The organism is Streptomyces sp. NPDC055962 (assembly GCF_042270185.1).
Taxonomy (GTDB): Bacteria; Actinomycetota; Actinomycetes; order Streptomycetales; family Streptomycetaceae; genus Streptomyces.
Genome location: NZ_JBHJYN010000002.1, coordinates 816,421 through 835,269, shown reverse-complemented (window position 1 = coordinate 835,269; position 18,849 = coordinate 816,421). Strand labels below are relative to the sequence as shown.

The window sequence follows — 18,849 nt, the reverse complement described above, 5'->3', positions numbered from 1 at the left end:
GCCCGCGCACCCATGACATTTGTCCTCATGGACTCCGTACACTCGCCCCTGCCGCGGGGAACGCCCGGCCCGTAGCGTCGTCGCCATGACACGGACAACGGGGACCAAGGGGAACGGACCTGCGGTGGTGTTCACCGCAGCGGTCAAGACGTTCGGCCGGGCGGGAAGCACCGTCCGGGCGGTCGACGGCATGGATCTCACGGTCGGGCGCGGCGAGACCGTCGCCCTGCTGGGCCGCAACGGGGCGGGCAAGTCCACGGCCATCGGCCTGCTGCTCGGCCTGAACGAGCCCGACTCGGGCACGGTGCGCCTCTTCGGCCGCACCCCCGGGCGGGCCGTCCGCGCCGGGCTGGCCGGGGCGATGCTCCAGGACGGCCGTCCGATCCCCCGGGTGACGGTGGGTGAGCTGGTGCGCTTCGTCGCGTCCCTCTACCCCCGCCCGCTGCCCGTGGCCGAAGCGCTGGCCCTCGCGGGGGTGACGGAGTACGCGGAGCGGCGCGTGGACAAGCTGTCCGGTGGCCAGATCCAGCGCGTCCGGTTCGCCGTCGCGCTGGCGGGCGATCCCGAACTGGTGGTGCTGGACGAGCCGACCTCCGCTCTGGACGTGGAGGCGAGGCGCGCGTTCTGGGCGTCGATCCGGGCCTTCGCCGAACGCGGCAACACCGTCCTGTTCTCCACCCACCATCTGGAGGAGGCCGACGGGAACGCCGACCGGATCGTGGTCCTGCACGGAGGCCGGGTCGTGGCGGACGGCAGCGGCGAGGCGATCAAGCGGTCGGCGGGCGGCGGGCTGGTCTCCGTCGACCTGGCGGGCCGCTCGGCCACGGACCTCGAGGCGCTCCCCGGCGTGCTGGATGTCGAGGTGCGCGGGGGCCGGGCCCTGCTGCGTACGGACGACTCGGACTCGACGGTCGTGGAACTGGCGCGGATCGGTGCGGTACGCGGTCTCCAGGTCGGCAGGGCGACCCTGGAGGACGCGTTCCTCTCCCTCACCGCACCGACGGCCGACCAGGTGAAGGAGACCGCGTGATGTTTGCCTACGTCGCACTCGAGATCCGGCGCACCCTGCGGGACCCCGCGTTCCTCATCTTCGGGACGGGCATGCCGGTGATGATGTACCTGCTCTTCACCAATGTCGGCGGGAGCGGCACGTACGACGACTGGAAGGCCGCGTCGATGGTCGGTATGGCGGCGTACGGTGCACTCGGCTCGGCCATGGCGATCGGGACGGGCATCGCGTCGGACAAGTCCCTGGGCTGGTTGCAGCAGTTGAGGATCACACCGCTGGACCCGTGGCGCGCGGTGACGGGCCGCGCGATCAGCGGTTCGGTGACGGTCCTGCCGACCGTCCTGACCGTGCTGCTGGCCGGGGCGCTCGTCAACGGGGTGCGGCTGGCGGTCTGGCAGTGGGTCGCGCTGGTGCTGCTGCTGTGGACCGGTGCGCTGCCCTTCACCCTGCTCGGCATCGGCAACGGGTACCGGCTCACCCCGCAGGGCACGGGCGTGGTCAACGTGGCCTGCCTGATGGGTTTCGCGCTCGTGGGCGGGCTGTGGTTCCCGCTCGAGGTCCTCCCCGGGTGGCTGCGCGCCGTCGGCGGGTTCACTCCCGCGCACGGGTTCGCCGACCTCGGCTGGTCGACGATCGCCGGGCACTCCCCGGGTGCCGGCTCCGTGGCCGTACTGGGCGGGTGGCTGCTGCTGTTCGGCGGCTACGCCGTGATGTCCTACCGTCGGTCGGCGAGGACCCTGTGAGCGGAGTGCCCGTGTCCGTCAAGACGTTCAGGAAGACGAAGAAGAGGGACAGGCGGCCCGGTCCGCCCGGCCCCTACGCCCTGCTGCCCACCCTGCTGATGGGGCTCGGCGCGTTCTCCAACCTGTGGCAGGGCGAGACGCCGAACCCCTGGGTCGGCGGCCTGGGGCTGCTGGCCTTCAACTCCCTCTACATCTCCGTGGTGTTCCGGGGGTTCGACAGACGGCGGCGGGAGAGCGCCACGTCCTACGTGCTGCTGGCCGCCATGGCGGCCCTCACCTTCGGTCTCGCGGCCGGCTACGGCGGCAACTGGCTGCTGTTCTTCCCCCTGCTCTCGCTGGCCTGCGGCACGATTCTGCGTGGCCGGCGGCTCGGCATCGGCCTGTTCGTCCTGGCGGGATGCGCGTGCGCGGTGGCCGTGTGGCGCGGCGACCACGTCTCGGAGCCGTGGACGATCGGCTACGGGACCTTCATCTCCGGGGCGGTGACCGCCGCGATCCTCACCCTGTCCGAGACGGTGACGGAACTGCGCGCGACCCGGCAGGAACTCGCCCGGAACGCCGTCGAACAGGAAAGGCTGCGCTTCTCGCGCGACCTGCACGATCTGCTCGGCCACACCCTGTCGGTCGTGGTCGTCAAGTCGGAGGCGGCACGCAGGCTCGCTCCGCACGACATCGATGCGGCGGTCGCGCAGGTCACCGACATCGAGTCCGTGGGCCGCCAGGCACTCACCGAGATCCGCGAGGCGGTGACGGGCTACCGCGAGGGAAGCCTGGCCACCGAGCTGGACCGTACCGGACCGGTGCTGGCCGCCGCCGGGATCGAGGCGGTCGTCCACCGCTCGGGCCCGGCGCCCGGTGCGCAGGCCGACGCCCTGCTGGGCTGGGTGGCGCGGGAAGCCGTCACCAACGCGGTGCGCCACAGCGGCGCGGCCCGCTGCGAGTTCGTCCTGGACTCCACATCCGAACGGGTCCGGCTGACCGTGACGGACGACGGCGCAGGCCCGGGGGATCCGGAGGGCCCGGTGCGCGGTACGGGGCTGAAAGGCCTGGCCGAGCGGCTGGCCGCCGCGGGCGGCTCCCTGGAGTCGGGCCCCGGGGCGGACGGCGGCTTCGTCGTGACGGCGGAGCTGCCGGCGGACACGGGAAGCGGCACGGAGGGCGCGGCCGGCACGGCAAGCGGCTCCAGGCGCCGGGGCCGCTGCTGACGCATGACCGACGGGCGGCCCGACCGCTGCCGGCGGAGGCCCCGCGGGAGCCCGACCGGCCCGGCGGCTGCGTCAGGGCCTCCGTCGGGCACCCGGCGGCCTACGCTGACCCCGTGGACGAGATGCCGCAGGACCACCGCCCCACCGGATCGGTACGCATTCTGCTCGCCGAGGACCAGGGCATGATGCGCAGCGCGCTCGCCCTGCTGCTCGGGATGGAGCCGGACTTCGAGGTGGTCGCCCAGGTGGCCGACGGGGTGGGGATCGTGGACCAGGCCCTCCTGTCCCGCCCGGACGTGGCGCTGCTGGACATCGAACTCCCGGGCCGCAGCGGCCTGGACGCGGCGGCGGATCTGCGTACGGAGGTCCCGGACTGCCGGGTGCTGATCCTGACCACCTTCGGCAGGCCGGGCTACCTCCGGCGAGCCATGGAGGCCGGGGCCTCGGGCTTCCTGGTGAAGGACGGCCCGGTCGGGGACCTGGCGAAGGCGATCCGGCAGGTGCTGGGCGGCGAGACCGTGATCGATCCGGCGCTGGCCGCCGCCGCCCTGGGCGCGGGCCCCAGTCCCCTGACGCCGAGGGAGCGGGACGCGCTGAACGCCTCCGTGGACGGCGCGACGGTCGCCGACATCGCGGCGAGACTGAGCCTGTCGGAGTCCACGGTCCGCAACTACCTCTCCTCGGCCATCGGCAAGACCGGCACCCGCAACCGCATGGAGGCGATGCGGGCGGCCCGCGGGCAGGGCTGGCTCTGACGCCACCCGGCGCGTCCGCCGCGTACCGCCGCGCCCGTCGGGAGCGGCGGGTCCTCAGGCCTCCGGGGCGTGCAGCGCCGGCGTCACGGGCTCCTCGCCGGACCGGTCCGGCCGTCCCCCGGCCGGTGTGCCCGGACGCACTGCCGTCTTCGCGCGGCTGCCCGGCAGCCAGAGCAGCATCATCACCGCTCCGGCCACGAGGACGACGGTGGACGTGCGGAAGGCCAGGGCGTATCCGGCCGTGATCTCGGCGGCCCCGCCGGATCCCCCCGTACGGGCCGCGGCGACGGTGGAGAGCACGGCGAGTCCCAGCGCGCCGCCCATCGTGCGAGAGGTGTTGACCAGTCCGGAGACGAGGCCGGCGTCGCCGGGGGCCGCGCCGGAGGTCGCGAGGGAGGCCAGCGGCGTGGAGGCCAGTCCGGCACCGGCCATCATCAGGATCCCGGGGAGGCAGACCGAGGTGAGGTAGGAGCCGTCCACGTCCATGGTGGACTGCCAGCCGAAGCCGGCGGCGGCGACCAGGACACCCGTCACGGCCAGGGTCCTGGCGCCGGTCCGCGCCATGATCCTGGGCGCGGCCTTGGAGCCGGCGAAGACGGCGACGGACGTCGGCAGGAGGGCGAGGCCCGCCTGCAGCGGTGTGTAGCCCAGGACGTTCTGGGCGTAGACGGTCATGAAGTACCACATGCCGAAGGTCGCCGACCCGAGCAGCATCATCGACACGTTCCCCGCCGAGACGGCCCGCACCCCGAGCACGCGCAGCGGCATCAGCGGCGCGGGCGCCCGGGACTCCACCAGGACGAACAGACCGAGCAGGGCCAGGCCGCCCAGCAGCGGAACCAGGGTCGCTGCGGCGGTCCAGCCGGAGGCCTCGGTCTGCACGATGCCGTACGCCGTCGTCGCGAGGCCCGCCGTGACGAGCACGGCGCCCAGCAGGTCCACCCGGCGCCGGCCGCCCGCACCGCCCTCGGCCAGCCACACCGCCGCGCCTGCGATGACGAGGGCGCCGATCGGCACGTTGATGAGCAGGACCCAGCGCCAGGAGAAGGCGTCGGTGAGCACCCCGCCGATCAGCCCGCCCGCCGCTCCGCCGCCCGCGCCGACCGCCATCCAGGTGCCGATCGCCCTGGTCCGCGCGGGTCCTTCGGGCACGGCCGCGGTGAGGATGGTGAGGGTCGCCGGGGAGAGCACGGCGGCACCGAGCCCCTGCCCGGCGCGGGCGGCGAGGAGCTGCCACCCCTCCTGGGCGAGGCCGCCGGCCAGCGAGGCCGCGGTGAAGAGGGCGAGCCCGGTCAGGAACATGCGCTTGCGGCCGTACATGTCCGCGGCCCGCCCGCCGAGCAGCATGAAGCCGGCGAAGGCGATGGAGTAGGCGTTGACGACCCACTGGAGACCGGGGGCGCTCAGGCCCAGGTCGGTACGCATGGACGGCAGCGCCACGTTGACGACGGAGACGTCGAGGACGACGAGGAACTGGCCGGTGCAGGCGGCGGCGACCACGGCCCAGGTGCGGGTTCTCGATCGGGCGGGCGGCCTCGTGGGCGTGGAGTCGTCAACCATGGGTGTCATACTCGCAGGCCACTCGTGCCCCGTACATCCGTTTCCGGTCCCCCATCGGTCCCGCCCCGTCTCCGCCTCCCGGCGTAGGACCTCCGCCGACTTCCCGGTTTTTACGCCGCGTTCACCGGAATATCGCAGGCACAGGGAAGTGTTCAACATGCACACACTTGGCGGCCGGCGCTGCCTGTTCCGCGCGCTGCCGCACGCTCCACCCGCTCGCCCCTGTTCCGTATATCCCCTGCCCGGAGGCCACACGTATGCGACGGACGACGAACGAACAGCAGGGGTCGCGCGCGGCGCTCCCCGGCCCGCGCAAGGGGAAGGGCGGAGGCGTCGTTCCCGTACTGGCGTTCGCCGGGATCACCGTCGCGGTGATGCAGACCCTGCTCGTCCCCGTCATCAAGGACCTGCCGTCCCTGCTCGGCACCGACCCGGCGAACGCGACCTGGGTGATGACGGCCACCCTGCTCGCGGGAGCCGTCGCGACGCCCATCATGGGGCGGCTCGGCGATCTCCACGGCAAGCGGCGGATGCTGCTGGCCAGCCTCGCCGTGATGGTGGTCGGCTCGCTGATCTGCGCCTCCACCGACGACCTCGTGGTCATGATCGCCGGCCGGGCGCTCCAGGGCTTCGCCATGGGCGCGATCCCGCTGGGGATCGGCATCATGCGCGACGTGCTGCCGCGCGAGAAGCTCGGCTCGGCGATGGCCCTGATGAGTTCGTCCATAGGCGTGGGCGGCGGGCTGGCGCTGCCCGCCGCCGCGCTCGTCGCGCAGCACGCCGACTGGCACGCGCTCTTCCTCGGTTCGGCCGGGCTGGGCGTGCTGGCCATGACCCTGACCTTCCTCGTCGTGCCGGAGCCCCCGCTGCGCGCACCGGGCCGCTTCGACCTCGTCGGCGCGCTGGGGCTCTCCCTCGGGCTGGTCTGCCTCCTGCTGCCCGTCACCAAGGGCGGCGACTGGGGCTGGACCTCTCCCCTGACGCTCGGTCTCATCGGCGCGTCCCTGGTGGTCCTGGTGCTGTGGGGCCTGTTCGAGCTGCGCTCCCCGGCACCGCTGGTCGACCTGCGCACCAGCGCCCGGCGCGAGGTGCTGCTCACGAACCTCGTCTCGATCATGGTCGGGGTCGCCTTCTACGCCGTCTCCCTGGTCCTGCCGCAGCTGCTCCAGCTGCCCGCCTCGACGGGGTACGGCCTGGGGCAGTCGATGGTGGTGGCGGGGCTCTGCGTGGCTCCGCTGGGTCTGACGATGATGTTCGTGGCCCCGCTCTACGCGAGGATCTCCGCCCGCCGCGGCCCCAAGATCTCCCTGACGCTCGGCATGCTGGTCATCGCCGTCGGCTACGGCGCGGGCCTCGGCCTGATGAGCGCCGCCTGGCAGACCGTGATCATCGCGGTGGTGCTCGGGGCGGGGATCGGGCTCGCCTACTCCTCGCTCCCCGCCCTGATCATCGGGGCGGTCGACGCCTCCGAGACCGGTGCGGCGAACGGCCTGAACACGCTGATGCGGTCGATCGGCACCTCGCTGTCGAGCGCGGTCATCGGCATGGTCCTGGCGAACACCTCGGTGCGGGCGGGCGCCGTGGAGGTCCCCACCATGGAGGGCTTCCGGACCTCGTTCATGATCGCCACCGGTGCGGTGCTGATCGGTCTGGTGCTGGCCGCGTTCCTGCCGGCGCAGCGGCCCGCGCGCCCGGTGCTGCTGGCCAGCAGCGCGGGCGACGCGCGCGAGGCCGCGGAATCCGCCCCCGTGGAGGTGCCGGTCAGCGCCTCGGAGCGTCGAACTCCGGCTCCGTAGCCAGCAGCCAGGACACATCGGACCCGGCCGCGAGTTCCCGCGGCGGGGCTCCGCGGGTGAACAGCCGGGCGGGGTGGGCCCCTTCGACGCTCGCCCCGCCCTCGCGCACCCGGAGCCAGGAACCCTCGCGCAGCCCGAGCACGGGGACGTCGTTCTCCTCGAGGAATTCGGTGAGCCGCTGCTCGCGGGTCTCGCCCTTGTGGGTGCTGGCCGGATCCGGGTCCAGGTAGTGCGGGTTGATCTGGAAGGGGACCAGGCCCAGCGTCTCGAACGACGGCGGCTGCACGATGGGCATGTCGTTGGAGGTCCGCAGGCTCGGCGCGGCCATGTTGGTGCCCGCGCTGGCTCCCATGTACGGCAGCCCGTTCCGCGCGGCGTCACGCACCGCCTCGTGCAGACCGGTGCGGTACAGGGCGTCCAGCAGCCGGAAGGAGTTGCCCCCGCCGATGAACACGGCGTCCGAAGCGGCGAGTTCGGAGAGGGGGTCGGGGTTCTCGTGGACGCCGCGCACGCTGATGCCGGACGGTTCCAGGGCGCCCCGGACGCGCGCGGTGTAGCCGTCGTGGTCGGCCAGCGCGTACGGCACGAAGGCGAGCCGCGCCCCGTCCGGAAGGAACGTGGTGACGGTGTCGAGGGCGTGTTCCAGGTAGCCGCAGCCGTACTGGGTGGAGTTGGACAGGAGCAGCAGATTCACGGGGTTCCTCCTGGGGTGGTGGTGGTGGTGCGGGGGCGCCCCGCGCGGGACTTGGGCCGCTGGGGCGGGTGGGTGAGCCGCTGCTCCAGCAGGTGGGCGGCGTGGCGCAGTGCGTCGAGCCGGTCCTCGGGAGCTCCCCGGAAGCGGTCCTCGCCGCCGCCGAGGCTGAGGCTGCCGTAGGGCTCGCGCCCCAGGAACACCGGCACGGCGACGGTCGCGACGCCTGCGTCGTACTCGCCGACGGTCCACGCGTACCCCTGGGCGCGGACCTTGAGGAACTCCTGCTCCAGCAGGTCCGGGTCGGTGACGGTCCGGTCGGTGAAGCGCGCCATGGGGCGGCCCCGGAAGAGCCGGTGGCGCTGGTCGTCGGGCAGGTAGGCGTAGAAGGACTTGCTGGTGGCCCCGGCGTGCGCCGGGTAGAGCTCGCCGACCAGCGGGTAGTAGCGCAGCGGCCCCGTCTCGCCCTCCTCGGCCGCCACGCACCGCATGTGGAAGCTGTCCGGGAGGCAGAACAGGACGGTGTCGCCGGTGGTCCGGCGCAGTTCCTCCAGCACCGGCGCGGCGAGCAGCTCCAGCGACCCGGAGCGCTCCCAGAGCCGGCCGAGCCGCAGCACGGCGGGGCCGATGCGGTAGCGGCGGGTGACGGGGTCGGAGACCAGGAAGCCGCGGCCCGCGAGAGTGGCCAGCAGGCGCTGGGCGACCGAGGTGTCCCAGCCGAACTCCTCGGCGACCTCGGTGACGCCCCAGTCGGGGCGGGTCCGCTCGAAGGCCAGCAGCACCAGGAGCGCCCGGTCGACGGTCTGGAGGGCCCCGGTGGGGGTGCGGCGGTCCAGCGGGAAGTCGGCCATCAGCAGCATCTCACCATTCAGACCTGAATTGCAGATAACGGGAAACTGTTGCGTTCCACGGTAGCCGATCCCGAATGTTGCTCCAGCACCCCGCCCCGCGCTTCCCCGTAGGAGCGCCGGGCGGGTGTCCCGCTCCGAGAAAGGCCCCCCATGCTCAAGTACGTACTGGACATCGTCGAGCTGCTGGACGACCCGCAGGTCTGTGGCAGGTCTGTCGCCGGATACCTCGACTCCGTCGCCGGGGCCGAGGGCTCGTCCGCCCAGGTCACGACGGTGACCGGCGACCGGGGGGCGACGGACTTCGTGCTCGTCCGCATCCCCGGCACCGACGGGCGCACGGCGGGCGGCAGCGCGCGGACCCTCGGCGTGGTGGGCCGGCTCGGCGGCGTCGGCGCCCGCCCGGAGGTGACCGGACTCGTGTCGGACGCCGACGGCGCGGCCTCGGCGCTCGCCACGGCCGCCAAGCTGCTGGACATGCGCCGCCGGGGCGACGCGCTCCCCGGTGACGTGATCGTCGCCACGCACATCTGCCCGAGCGCCCCGACCGAGCCGCACGACCCGGTCCCGTTCATGGGGTCCCCGGTGGACATCGCCACGATGAACCGGCACGAGGTCACCGGCGAGATGGAGGCCGTGCTCTCCATCGACACCACCAAGGGCAACCGGATCATCAACCACAAGGGGCTGGCCCTCTCGCCCACCGTCAAGGAGGGCTGGGTGCTCCGCGTCTCCGAGCAGCTCGGCGAGCTGCTCGCGGTGGTGACCGGTGAGCCGTTGGTCACGTACCCGGTGACCACCCAGGACATCACCCCGTACGGTAACGGTGCACACCACATCAATTCGATCCTTCAGCCCTCCACCGCGACCGCCGCCCCGGTCGTCGGTCTGGCGGTCACCTCGGCCGCCGCGGTGCCCGGCTGCCAGACGGGCGCGAGTCACGAGACGGACATCGCCTCCGCCGCCCGGTACGCCGTCGAGGTCGCCAAGGCCTTCGGCGCCGGGACCCTGGACTTCCACGACGCGGTGGAGTTCGACAACCTCGTCACCCGCTACGGGTCGCTGGCTCACCTGCAGACCTTCGGCCGCACACCCCTGGAGTCCTGATGGCATCCGACAGCCGGGCCGCCGCCACGGCCCCCGAGGCCAAGAGCATCGGCAGCGACGACTACGCGCTCTCCCGGGTGCCGCGCGAGAAGCGCTTCGGCTTCTGGTCGATGCTCCTTCAGTGGCTGGCGCAGTCCGGGTCGATCTCGCAGTTCACCCTCGGCGCCACCATCGGTGTCGGGATGACCTTCGGGGACGCCTTCCTCGCCTTCACCCTCGGCGCCGTGATCCTGGAGATCGTCATCTTCGCGATCGGTCTGGCGGGGATGCGCGAGGGCCTGGCGACCCCGATGCTGACCCGCTGGGCGGGCTTCGGCCGCAACGGCTCGGCGCTGGTCAGCTTCGTCATCGCGGTCAGTCTGGTCGGCTGGTTCGGCGTCCAGAACACGATCTTCGGCGACAGCGTCTCGGCCCTGGCCGGCGGCCCGTCATGGATGTGGTGCGTCGTCGCGGGCATCGCCATCACCGCGCTGGTGATCTTCGGCTTCCGGTACATGGCGCTGTTCGCGAAGATCGTCACCCCGCTCTTCTTCGCCATGGTCGCCTGGTCGGTCGTCACCACGCTGAACGACCACTCGCTCGGTGACCTGGTGAACTCGCCGCCGCCCGGCGAGACCATCCCGCTGGCGGTCGCCGCCACCGCGATCGCGGGCGGGTACATGACGGGGGCGATCGTCTCCCCGGAGATGACCCGCTACAACAGGAAGGGTTCGCACGTCTTCGTGCAGAGCGCCTCCTCGATGATCCTCTCCGAGTACATCGTCGGCATGACGGGTGTGCTCCTCGGCCACCTGGTGAAGTCCGGCGAGGTCTCGCACATCGTGCTCTCGACCTCGGGTGCGTTCGGCGTGGCCGTGGTCCTGATGTCCACCGCCAAGATCAACGACTGGAACCTGTACGGCTCCTCGCTCGGCGTCGTCAACTTCTTCCAGGTCGTCTTCGGCAAGCGGCTGCACCGCGGGGTCGTCACCGTCGCCCTCGGGGCCGCCGGCACACTCCTCTCCGCGGTCGGCATCATGACCCACTTCACGGAGTTCCTCTCCCTGCTGGGCGTGATGATCCCGCCGATCGGCGGGATCATCGTCGCGGAGTACTGGGTCGTGAAGCGGATGCGGCGCCCCCTGGACGAGACCCGCGCCGCGCAGACACTCCCGGCGACCTCGCCCACCTGGGTGCCGATGTCCCTGGCGATCTGGCTCGCGGCGTTCTGCGTCGGCAAGTTCTACGACGGCGGGATACCCGCCCTCAACTCGCTGGCCACGGCCTTCCTGCTGTACTGCGTGCTCGGCCTGCTCGGCTGGGTCCGCCCGTACGGCACCTCCACCCTGGACGACGACGCGCACACCCCCGCGCCCGCCGTCCGCACCACCACCACGGCAGGAGCGGCATGAGCATCGTCCCGGCTTCCGAAGAGGCCCAGGAGGAGGCCGTCGGCCTCTGCGCCGAACTGATCCGCTTCGACACCTCCAACCCGACGAGCGACGAGCGTGCGGCGGCGGACTGGGTGGTGGCCCGGCTCTCCGAGGCCGGCATCGACTCCGTCCTGGTGGAGTCCGCCCCCGGCCGGGCCAACGTCGTCGCGCGCATCCCGGGCTCCGACCCGGACCGGGGCGCCCTGCTGGTCCACGGCCACCTCGACGTCGTGCCCGCCGACGCGTCCGAGTGGCAGGTGCCGCCGTTCTCCGGTGAGATCCGCGACGGCTACCTCTGGGGGCGCGGCGCGATCGACATGAAGGACACGGTCGCGGTGGTGCTGGCCACGGCCCGCCACTTCGCCCGGACCGGGGTCCGGCCCGCCCGCGATCTGGTCCTCGCCTTCCTCGCCGACGAGGAGGCGGGCGGGAAGTTCGGCGCGCACTGGCTCGTCGAGCACCGCCCCGACCTGTTCGCCGGGGTCACCGAGGCGATCGGTGAGGGCGGCGGCTTCTCCTTCGCCATCGACGGCACCCGGCGGCTGTACCCGATCGAGAACGCGCAGCGCGGCATGGCCTGGATGGAGCTCACCGCCACGGGCCGGGCCGGCCACGGTTCCTCCCCCAACGACGAGAACGCGGTCACCGACCTCGCCGAGTCCCTCACCCGCATCGGCCGCGAGACCTTCCCGGTCCGGCTGATCGAACCGGTCCGCGCCCTGCTCCAGGAGGCGGCCCGGCTGTACGGGGTGGAGTTCGACGAGCACGACGTCGAGGGCACGCTGGCCCGGCTGGGTCCGGTGGCGGACTTCATGCAGGTGGTGCTGCGCAACTCCGCCAACCCCACCATGTTCAGCGCGGGTTACCAGACCAATGTGATCCCGGGCAAGGCCACGGCGCGGGTCGACGGCCGGTTCCTGCCGGGCCACGAGCAGGAGCTGATCGACACGATCGACCGGCTGCTGCTGCCCTCGGTCAGCCGGGAGTGGGTCAACCACGACATCGCGATGGAGACGGCGTTCGAGGGTCCGCTCGTCGACGCGATGTGCGACGCCGTGCGCGCCGAGGACCCGGACGGCCACCCCGTGCCGTACTGCAACCCCGGCGGCACGGACGCCAAGGCGTTCACCCGCCTGGGCATCCGCTGCTTCGGCTTCAAAGGGCTCAAGCTCCCGCACGACCTGGACTACGGCCGGCTCTTCCACGGCGTGGACGAGCGCGTCCCGCTGGAGGGCCTGCGCTTCGGCGTCCGGGTCATGACCCGACTCTGGCAGAGCTGCTGACCTGACCCCCGCAGCCCTGCCAGGGGCCTGCCCCGACCCGGGCCCACCCCACCCGTACGCCCCCGCCGACCTGCGTCGCGGGGGCGTACGGCACGATGGGACGCCGTCCGATCCACCGCCCCACCAGGAGGAACCCGTGGCCGCCGTGCCCGCCCGTCCCGAGCCGGACGTTCTCGCCGCCTTCGAGGCCGCCAAGGGCTTCATGCCGGTCCGCGAAGGGCTCGCGCTGTACGCCGCCGCCGTCGGGGCCGCCGCGTCGGGGCTGCCGCTCCTGGAGGTCGGCACGTACTGCGGGCGGTCCGCGATCCTGCTGGCCGCCGCCGCGCGGGCGGCCGGGGTGACGGCCCTGACCGTCGACCACCACCGGGGCAGCGAGGAGCAGCAGCCCGGCTGGGAGTACCACGACCCGTCGGTCGTCGACCCGGAGATCGGCCTCATGGACACGCTCCCGACGTTCCGGCGCACCCTGCACCGGGCGGGCCTGGAGGAGCACGTGGTGGCACTCGTCGGGCGTTCCCCGCAGGTCGCCGCGGTGTGGGGCGGTCAGCTCGGCTTCGTGTTCATCGACGGCGGGCACACCGACGAACACGCGAACGGCGACTACGAGGGCTGGGCGCCGAAGGTGGCCGACGGCGGTCTGCTCGTGATCCACGACGTGTTCCCCGACCCGGCCGACGGCGGGCAGGCGCCCTACCGCGTCCACCAACGAGCCCTGGCTTCGGGGGCGTTCACCGAGATCTCGGTGACGGACTCACTGCGCGTCCTGCGGCGTACGGGGCCGGGGGTCTGAGGGCCACGGATAGCATCGCGACGTGCGCCACGACCACTTCCCTCCCCCCGCCCCGCGCCGCGGGTCCGCTCTGACCGCCGCGGCACTGGCGGGTGTCTGTCTGACCGCCGCCGGGTGCGGGGGTGGCGGCGGGTCCGGCGCCGGACCCGCGACCGCGTCCCGGCCGGCCTCGTCCGCGCCGTCCTCCTCCCCCTCGCCCCGGCGTCCGGCGGCTGAGGACGCGAGCCCGTCGGCGGGCCGCACGTCCGCGAGGCCCCTGCCCCGGGGCCCGCTCTCGGGGCGCACCGTGGTGATCGACCCCGGGCACAACCCGGGGAACCGCGACCACACCCGGGAGATCAACGCCTCGGTGGACATCGGCACCGGGCGCAAGGAGTGCGACACCACGGGCACGGCGACCGACGCGGGGTACGCGGAGGCCGCGTTCACCCTCGACGTCTCCCGCCGGCTGCGCACACTGCTCGAAGGACAGGGGGCGAGGGTCGTCCTCACCCAGGACGGCGACCGCCCCTTCGGCCCGTGCGTCGACGAGCGGGCGCGGATCGGCAACGAGCAGCGGGCCGACGCCGTCGTCTCGGTCCACGCCGACGGCTCCGCGACCGGCAACAGGGGATTCCACGTCATTCTCCCCGCAGCGGTGAACGGCGGCGGCGCGGACACCGCGAAGATCGTGGCCCCCTCGCGTGAACTGGGAGAACGGATTGCGGGGAATTTCGTACGCCTTACCGGAAGCGCCCCCTCCAATTACATCGGCGGCGGGACCGGGCTGGACACCCGTGACGATCTCGGCGGCCTGAATCTCTCGACCGTGCCCAAAGTGTTCATCGAATGCGGCAATATGCGTGATCCGAAGGATGCCGCCCTGCTCACCAGCGAGGGCTGGCGCAGGAAAGCGGCTCTCGGCATCGCCGAGGGCATCGGCAGCTATCTGAAGAAGTAGTTCTGCGCGGATGGTGATGACATCGGGGGGATAGCCGGTCCGAGGTCCGGGCAGCATCACAACCCGCCCGGGCAGACGATAGATTCATCCGTACGATGGGGAGCCGCCCCCGAGCTTCGCGCCGTAACCGCCGTCCGGCGGCATCGACGACCGCCCCGACGATACGACCGACTAAGGACCTTCACGTGAATATCCGCTCCCTCACTCGAGGCGACGGCGTGGTGATCGGAGCAGCGGTCGTGCTGTTCATCGCCTCTTTCCTCGACCTCTCCGGCTACGACTGCCCCTCGGGCGTGGACTGCTCGGGCTACAGCGCGAATGCCTGGGACTCGCTCTCCATCCTCATGGGCATCTACCTGGCCGGCATCATCGGCGCCGCGCTGCTGATCGTCAGCCGCGCGATGCCGGGCCGCAAGGTGGCCGGTTTCGAACTCGGCCAGTTCGGTGCCGCGTTCACCGTGTACGCCCTGTGGACCATGTTCTGGACGATCATCGACGCGGGTGACGCGGGCGCCGGTCTGATCCTGGGCCTGCTGGCCACCCTCGTGCTGGCGGGCGGCGCCGTGGCCACCCCGCTGGTCCCCGCCCTCAAGGCCCCGCTGATGGGCGCGCCGCGCCCGGCGCAGCCCGTGCAGCCGGCCTACGGCCAGCAGCCCGGCCAGGGCTACGGCTACCCCGGTGGCCAGCAGCAGTTCGGTGCGCAGCCGGGCCAGGCGCAGCCCTACGGCGCCCAGCCGGAGCACCAGCAGGCCGCGCAGCAGGCTCCGCAGAGCGGTGGCGCGCCGGCCGGCGACTTCACTCCGTTCTGGTTCGCGGTGCCCGTCGCGCGTCCGCTGTACGGCGAGGACGGCGCCCCCAACCCGATCGCCGAACTCGCCCCGGGTACCTGGTACCTCGCGGTCGAGCAGCGCGGTCCCGGGCTCATCGCCCAGACGCAGGACGGCCGTCGTGGTGTCCTCCAGGACACCACCGGCATCCAGCGCGGCTGAGCGGCGTCACGCCGATGGCCCCCGCCCGCGAGGGTGGGGGCCATCGGCGTGTCAGGGGAGGCGTGGCGGTGCTCAGCCGAAGGAGGACCGCTCCAGCCAGAAGTCCAGGAGCTCCCGGTCGCCCAGCACGTCGAGCCCGCCCTCGTCGGGCTTCTGCCGGCGGTTGAACGCCAGCATCAGCCCCGTCAGCGGACCCCGCAGGGCCACGGTCGCCTTCCCGTGGGCGTGGCTCCAGGTGAAGCCGTCCTCACCGAACTCGATCAGCCACTCGGCCCCGGGCACATCCGTGGCGTGCAGGTGCAAGGACCTTCCGCCACCGCGCAGTTCGGCCGCCTCAGGGTCGCCCTCCGCCTGCGCGAAGGCCACGATCTGGAGCCACTCGGTGATCGTGTCGGCGGCCAGCTCGGGGGCCACCTCGTACGCCGTCCCCGTGGCCAGCGCCGCGTCCGCCCGGTGGACGGCGGTCTCGTGGGCCATGCGCCGGGCCCAGAACGCGGTCCGGCGCTCCCACGCCCAGGTCCACACCCCGGTGTCCGGGCCCGCCTCGCGCAGGGCGTGCGCGGTCGCGGCGGCGCCCTCCGCCAGCCAGGCGCGCAGAGCGGCCGCGTCGCCGCCGGCCGGGCCGGCGGCGTCCGGCACCCGGTCGTCGGGGATCTCCTCGGCCGCCCTGCTGCGGACGATCTCCCCGGCCCAGCGGTGCGCACCGCCGACGTGGAGGACGAGTTCGCGCAGGTCCCAGTCGGGGCAGGTGGGAACCCGCCGGGACAGGCCGGCGTCCGTGACCAGCGCGGCCAGCCGGTCGGTCTGGGCCACGATCTCGTCGCAGTAGCGCTCGTGCGCAAGGTGGGTCATCCTCGCACCCTATGCGGCGTACGACGGCCCTCCCAGCGGATTATCCGCTCAGCTGCGAGGTGGTCGGGACCTTGTCCCGCACCTCGGCGCCCGCGCTCTTCCCTGCCTCCTTGACGCTGTTGACGACGCTCTCGAACGCGCCCACGTCTCCGGCGCCCGCCTCGCCCTTGGCCATCCTGGCGGCCACGTCCTTCAGCGACTCGATCCCGGCGGTCAGCGGCGCGACGGCCTTCGCGAGGAGCGGGTCACCCTTGGCGTTGTCCGCCGCGGCCTTGAGCCTGTTGTACGTGAACGCCCCCGCGACGCCTGCCTTGACCACCGCGAAGGTCCGCCCGTCGGCGCCCTTCTTGAACGTGCCGGCCCGGTAGGGCTTCACGATCCACTGGTACGCCGCCCCCGCCGCCAGGCCGGCGTTCGCCACGAAGCGGGTCTTGGCCCACTTCTGCCGCTGGGCCGACGTCGTGGGGCTCGGGCTCGCGGAGCCGGACGCCTGCGTGCCGCCGCCGTCGTCGTCACCACCGCAGGCGGTGGCCCCCGCCAACAGGGCGCAGGAGAGGAGCAGCGCCACGACGAGCCGGCTGAGGGGTGCGGAACGGGGCACGAGGGACCTCCCTGACCGGGGTGTTCACCGTGAGTGACGTGAGCCGGCACTCCTCGCCAGGCTCACCCGTGCGGGAGACGGGCGCCACCCGGTGCCCGCCGTACGGGTTTCACCCACGGCAAAGCGGCAATCCGGAGAGCATGTCTCCCAGATCAGGTTCAGGAAGCAGTACCGCCGCACGTGTCATAGCCGTCGTCGCGGACATCATGGCATTCATCATCATTCTGTGGATCCTGATGTACCTGCTCGACGCCAACCGGGGCAACGACCTGGTCCAGTGGGTCCAGGACTCCGCCCACTGGCTCGCCGGCTGGTCGTACGACCTGTTCACCTTCGACGAAGCGTGGGCCCGCGTCGTCACCGGCTACGGTCTCGCCGCAGTCGTCTACCTGTTCATCGGTCACGCCATCGCGGGCCGGGTACGCCGCCACTAGGGCCTGCCCGCACTAGCGGGCCGGTTCCTCACGGCAGCAGTCCGGTTCCAGTCCCGTCGGCAGCCGTACGCCGCTGAAGACCGCGGTGGTCGCCTCGTCCCCCCCGAGCGCGGCCACCGCGAGCAGCAGCGAGCCCGCCGTCCAGGTGGTGAGTTCCTCGGGCCACACGGCCCGCTCGCCCTCGAAGACGTACCCCGTCCAGTACAGGCCGCCCTCGGCCCGGAGGTGCTGGATGGACTGGAGGATCTCCAGGGCCCGGTCCGACTCTCCCGTCACCCAGAGCGCCAGGGCCAGTTCGCAGCTCTCGCCGCCCGTGACCCAGGGGTTGGGCAGCACGCAGCGCACGCCGAGGCCGGGGACCACGAAGCTGTCCCAGCCGTCCTCGATCCGCCGTGTCGCGTCGGCGCCGGTGACCGCGCCGCCGAGGACCGGGTAGTACCAGTCCATCGAGTAGCGGCTCTTGTCCAGGAAGCGTTCGGGGTGGCTGCGGATCGCGTGGCCGAGCGCACCGGCCGCCAGCTCCCAGTCCGGCTGGGCCTCCTCACGCTGTTCCGCCAGCGCCAGCGCGCAGCGCAGCGCCTGGTGGACGGAGGAGGAGCCGGTCAGCAGGGCGTCGGTGACGGGCGTGCCGTCGGGCTCGCGCTTCCAGCCGATCTCGCCGCCGGGCTGCTGGAGCCGCAGCACGAACTCGATCGCGGCGTAGACCGTCGGCCACATCCGGTCGACGAAGGCGTCGTCCCCGGTGGCGAGGTAGTGGTGCCAGACGCCGACGGCCACGTAGGCGCAGAAGTTGGTCTCGCGCCCGAGGTCGGTCGGCCGGTCCGGTTCGCCGTCGTGGTAGGCGGCGTACCAGGACCCGTCCTCGTTCTGGTGGCGGGCCAGCCAGGCGTAGGCACGGGCGGCGGCCTCGTGCTCACCTGCCGCGTCCAGGGCCATGGCGGCCTCGGTGTGGTCCCACGGGTCGAGGTGGTGACCGCGGAACCAGGGCAACGCCCCGTCCTCGCGCTGCACGGCGAGCAGCGCGGCCACGGTCTCGGCCGCCTGTTCCGCGGTCAGGACGCCCGGCAGGACCAGGTGTTCGGTCTGCTCGGGTGTGCTCACGCCTCGGCCTTCGGCAGGTGCGGCTTGGTCGCGTACGCCACGAAGCTCTTGCCGACGACCGGGTTGAGCAGCTGCTCGGCGACCCGGGTGGCCAGGGGCTTCTTCATGATGTCCCAGACCAGCAGCTTGTGGTACGCCCGCACCGGCAGCGCCTTGTCGTTGTCCACGCCGAACGCGCACTTCAGCCACCAGTAGGGGCTGTGCAGCGCGTGCGCGTGGTGGGTGCCGTAGGGCTTGAGGCCCGCTTCCCGGATCTTGCCGAGGAGTTCGTCGGCCTTGTAGATGCGGATGTGGCCGCCCTCGACCTCGTGATACGCGTCGGAGAGCGTCCAGCAGACCTTCTCGGGGCCGTAGCGGGGCACGGTGATCGCGATGCGGCCGCCGGGCTTGAGCACGCGGACCATCTCGGCGAGGACACCCTTGTCGTCGGGGATGTGCTCCATGACCTCGGAGATGATCACGACGTCGAACGAGGCATCGGGGAAGGGCAGGTTGAGCGCGTCGCCCTCCATCGCGGTGGCGGTCGCGCCCGCGGGCGCCTCACCGGCCTCCTTCATCGCGGCGAACCACTTCGCGACCTCGCGGATCTCCTCGGCGTTCTGGTCGAGGGCCACCACCTGGGCGCCGCGCCGGTAGCACTCGAAGGCGTGCCGGCCGGCGCCGCAGCCCAGATCGAGCACCCGGTCGCCGGCGGCGAGCGGGAAGCGGGTGAAGTCGACGGTCAGCACGGGGG

19 protein-coding genes are annotated in these 18,849 nt (G+C 72.6%); 12 read left to right on the top strand and 7 right to left on the bottom strand.

Going from position 1 to position 18,849, the window contains the following annotated elements; genetic code table 11:
* Positions 1-85: 85 nt before the first annotated feature.
* From ACFC51_RS09030 to ACFC51_RS09015, 4 genes are all read left to right on the top strand, one after another.
* A complete protein-coding gene (locus ACFC51_RS09030) occupies positions 86-1,030 on the top strand; it encodes an ABC transporter ATP-binding protein (RefSeq protein ID WP_376368055.1) in 945 nt (314 codons plus the stop codon).
* On the top strand, positions 1,030-1,752 hold the full coding sequence (locus ACFC51_RS09025; RefSeq protein ID WP_376368238.1) for an ABC transporter permease: 723 nt from the start codon (positions 1,030-1,032) through the stop codon (positions 1,750-1,752). The genes ACFC51_RS09030 and ACFC51_RS09025 overlap by 1 nt, the downstream gene beginning before the upstream one ends.
* Before the next feature lie 11 nt (positions 1,753-1,763).
* Positions 1,764-2,957 (top strand): sensor histidine kinase, encoded by a 1,194-nt coding sequence (locus ACFC51_RS09020; RefSeq protein ID WP_376527747.1) that lies wholly within the window; start codon positions 1,764-1,766, stop codon positions 2,955-2,957.
* Between the two features lie 122 nt (positions 2,958-3,079).
* Positions 3,080-3,712 (top strand): response regulator, encoded by a 633-nt coding sequence (locus ACFC51_RS09015; RefSeq protein WP_376528020.1) that lies wholly within the window; start codon positions 3,080-3,082, stop codon positions 3,710-3,712.
* A gap of 54 nt (positions 3,713-3,766) precedes the next feature.
* Here the strand turns inward: ACFC51_RS09015 and ACFC51_RS09010 are convergent, their stop codons facing one another.
* Positions 3,767-5,281, bottom strand: coding sequence for an MFS transporter (locus ACFC51_RS09010; protein ID WP_376527744.1), 1,515 nt, complete (start codon positions 5,279-5,281; stop codon positions 3,767-3,769).
* A gap of 248 nt (positions 5,282-5,529) precedes the next feature.
* Here ACFC51_RS09010 and ACFC51_RS09005 point away from each other — a divergent pair, with 248 nt between their 5' ends.
* Positions 5,530-7,068 (top strand): MFS transporter, encoded by a 1,539-nt coding sequence (locus ACFC51_RS09005; protein WP_376527742.1) that lies wholly within the window; start codon positions 5,530-5,532, stop codon positions 7,066-7,068.
* Here the strand turns inward: ACFC51_RS09005 and pepE are convergent.
* Entirely contained in the window at positions 7,034-7,762 is a 729-nt protein-coding gene (pepE, locus tag ACFC51_RS09000; RefSeq protein ID WP_376368063.1) for a dipeptidase PepE, read from the bottom strand. The genes ACFC51_RS09005 and pepE overlap by 35 nt on opposite strands.
* Positions 7,759-8,610, bottom strand: coding sequence for an IclR family transcriptional regulator (locus ACFC51_RS08995; protein ID WP_376528018.1), 852 nt, complete (start codon positions 8,608-8,610; stop codon positions 7,759-7,761). The genes pepE and ACFC51_RS08995 overlap by 4 nt, the downstream gene beginning before the upstream one ends.
* Positions 8,611-8,760: 150 nt before the next feature.
* Between ACFC51_RS08995 and ACFC51_RS08990 the strand changes: the two genes are divergently transcribed.
* The 6 genes from ACFC51_RS08990 to ACFC51_RS08965 all read left to right on the top strand — a co-directional run bounded on the left by ACFC51_RS08990 (position 8,761) and on the right by ACFC51_RS08965 (position 15,128).
* On the top strand, positions 8,761-9,714 hold the full coding sequence (locus tag ACFC51_RS08990; RefSeq protein WP_376368065.1) for a DUF1177 domain-containing protein: 954 nt from the start codon (positions 8,761-8,763) through the stop codon (positions 9,712-9,714).
* Positions 9,714-11,105, top strand: a complete 1,392-nt coding sequence (locus ACFC51_RS08985; RefSeq protein WP_376368067.1) for a cytosine permease — start codon at positions 9,714-9,716, stop codon at positions 11,103-11,105. The genes ACFC51_RS08990 and ACFC51_RS08985 overlap by 1 nt, the downstream gene beginning before the upstream one ends.
* Complete coding sequence (locus ACFC51_RS08980) at positions 11,102-12,409, top strand: M20/M25/M40 family metallo-hydrolase (protein WP_376527739.1); 1,308 nt, start codon at positions 11,102-11,104, stop codon at positions 12,407-12,409. Before ACFC51_RS08985 ends, ACFC51_RS08980 begins: the two co-directional genes overlap by 4 nt.
* A gap of 145 nt (positions 12,410-12,554) precedes the next feature.
* Positions 12,555-13,199, top strand: a complete 645-nt coding sequence (locus tag ACFC51_RS08975; protein ID WP_376528017.1) for a class I SAM-dependent methyltransferase — start codon at positions 12,555-12,557, stop codon at positions 13,197-13,199.
* Positions 13,200-13,221: 22 nt separating this feature from the next.
* Positions 13,222-14,139 (top strand): N-acetylmuramoyl-L-alanine amidase, encoded by a 918-nt coding sequence (locus tag ACFC51_RS08970; protein WP_376527737.1) that lies wholly within the window; start codon positions 13,222-13,224, stop codon positions 14,137-14,139.
* 185 nt (positions 14,140-14,324) lie between these two features.
* Complete coding sequence (locus ACFC51_RS08965; RefSeq protein WP_376527734.1) at positions 14,325-15,128, top strand: DUF5336 domain-containing protein; 804 nt, start codon at positions 14,325-14,327, stop codon at positions 15,126-15,128.
* A gap of 72 nt (positions 15,129-15,200) precedes the next feature.
* On the opposite strand, the gene ACFC51_RS08960 is transcribed toward ACFC51_RS08965, so the two are convergent.
* Positions 15,201-15,980, bottom strand: a complete 780-nt coding sequence (locus ACFC51_RS08960) for a maleylpyruvate isomerase family mycothiol-dependent enzyme (protein WP_376527731.1) — start codon at positions 15,978-15,980, stop codon at positions 15,201-15,203.
* Positions 15,981-16,020: 40 nt separating this feature from the next.
* On the bottom strand, positions 16,021-16,581 hold the full coding sequence (locus ACFC51_RS08955; RefSeq protein ID WP_376368076.1) for a hypothetical protein: 561 nt from the start codon (positions 16,579-16,581) through the stop codon (positions 16,021-16,023).
* 140 nt (positions 16,582-16,721) lie between these two features.
* On the opposite strand from ACFC51_RS08955, the gene ACFC51_RS08950 reads away from it, so the two are divergent.
* Positions 16,722-17,015, top strand: a complete 294-nt coding sequence (locus tag ACFC51_RS08950; protein WP_329228298.1) for a hypothetical protein — start codon at positions 16,722-16,724, stop codon at positions 17,013-17,015.
* 12 nt (positions 17,016-17,027) lie between these two features.
* On the opposite strand, the gene ACFC51_RS08945 is transcribed toward ACFC51_RS08950, so the two are convergent.
* On the bottom strand, positions 17,028-18,116 hold the full coding sequence (locus tag ACFC51_RS08945) for a prenyltransferase (RefSeq protein ID WP_376368078.1): 1,089 nt from the start codon (positions 18,114-18,116) through the stop codon (positions 17,028-17,030).
* Positions 18,113-18,844 (bottom strand): class I SAM-dependent methyltransferase, encoded by a 732-nt coding sequence (locus tag ACFC51_RS08940; RefSeq protein ID WP_376527729.1) that lies wholly within the window; start codon positions 18,842-18,844, stop codon positions 18,113-18,115. The genes ACFC51_RS08945 and ACFC51_RS08940 overlap by 4 nt, the downstream gene beginning before the upstream one ends.
* Positions 18,845-18,849 lie beyond the last annotated feature (5 nt).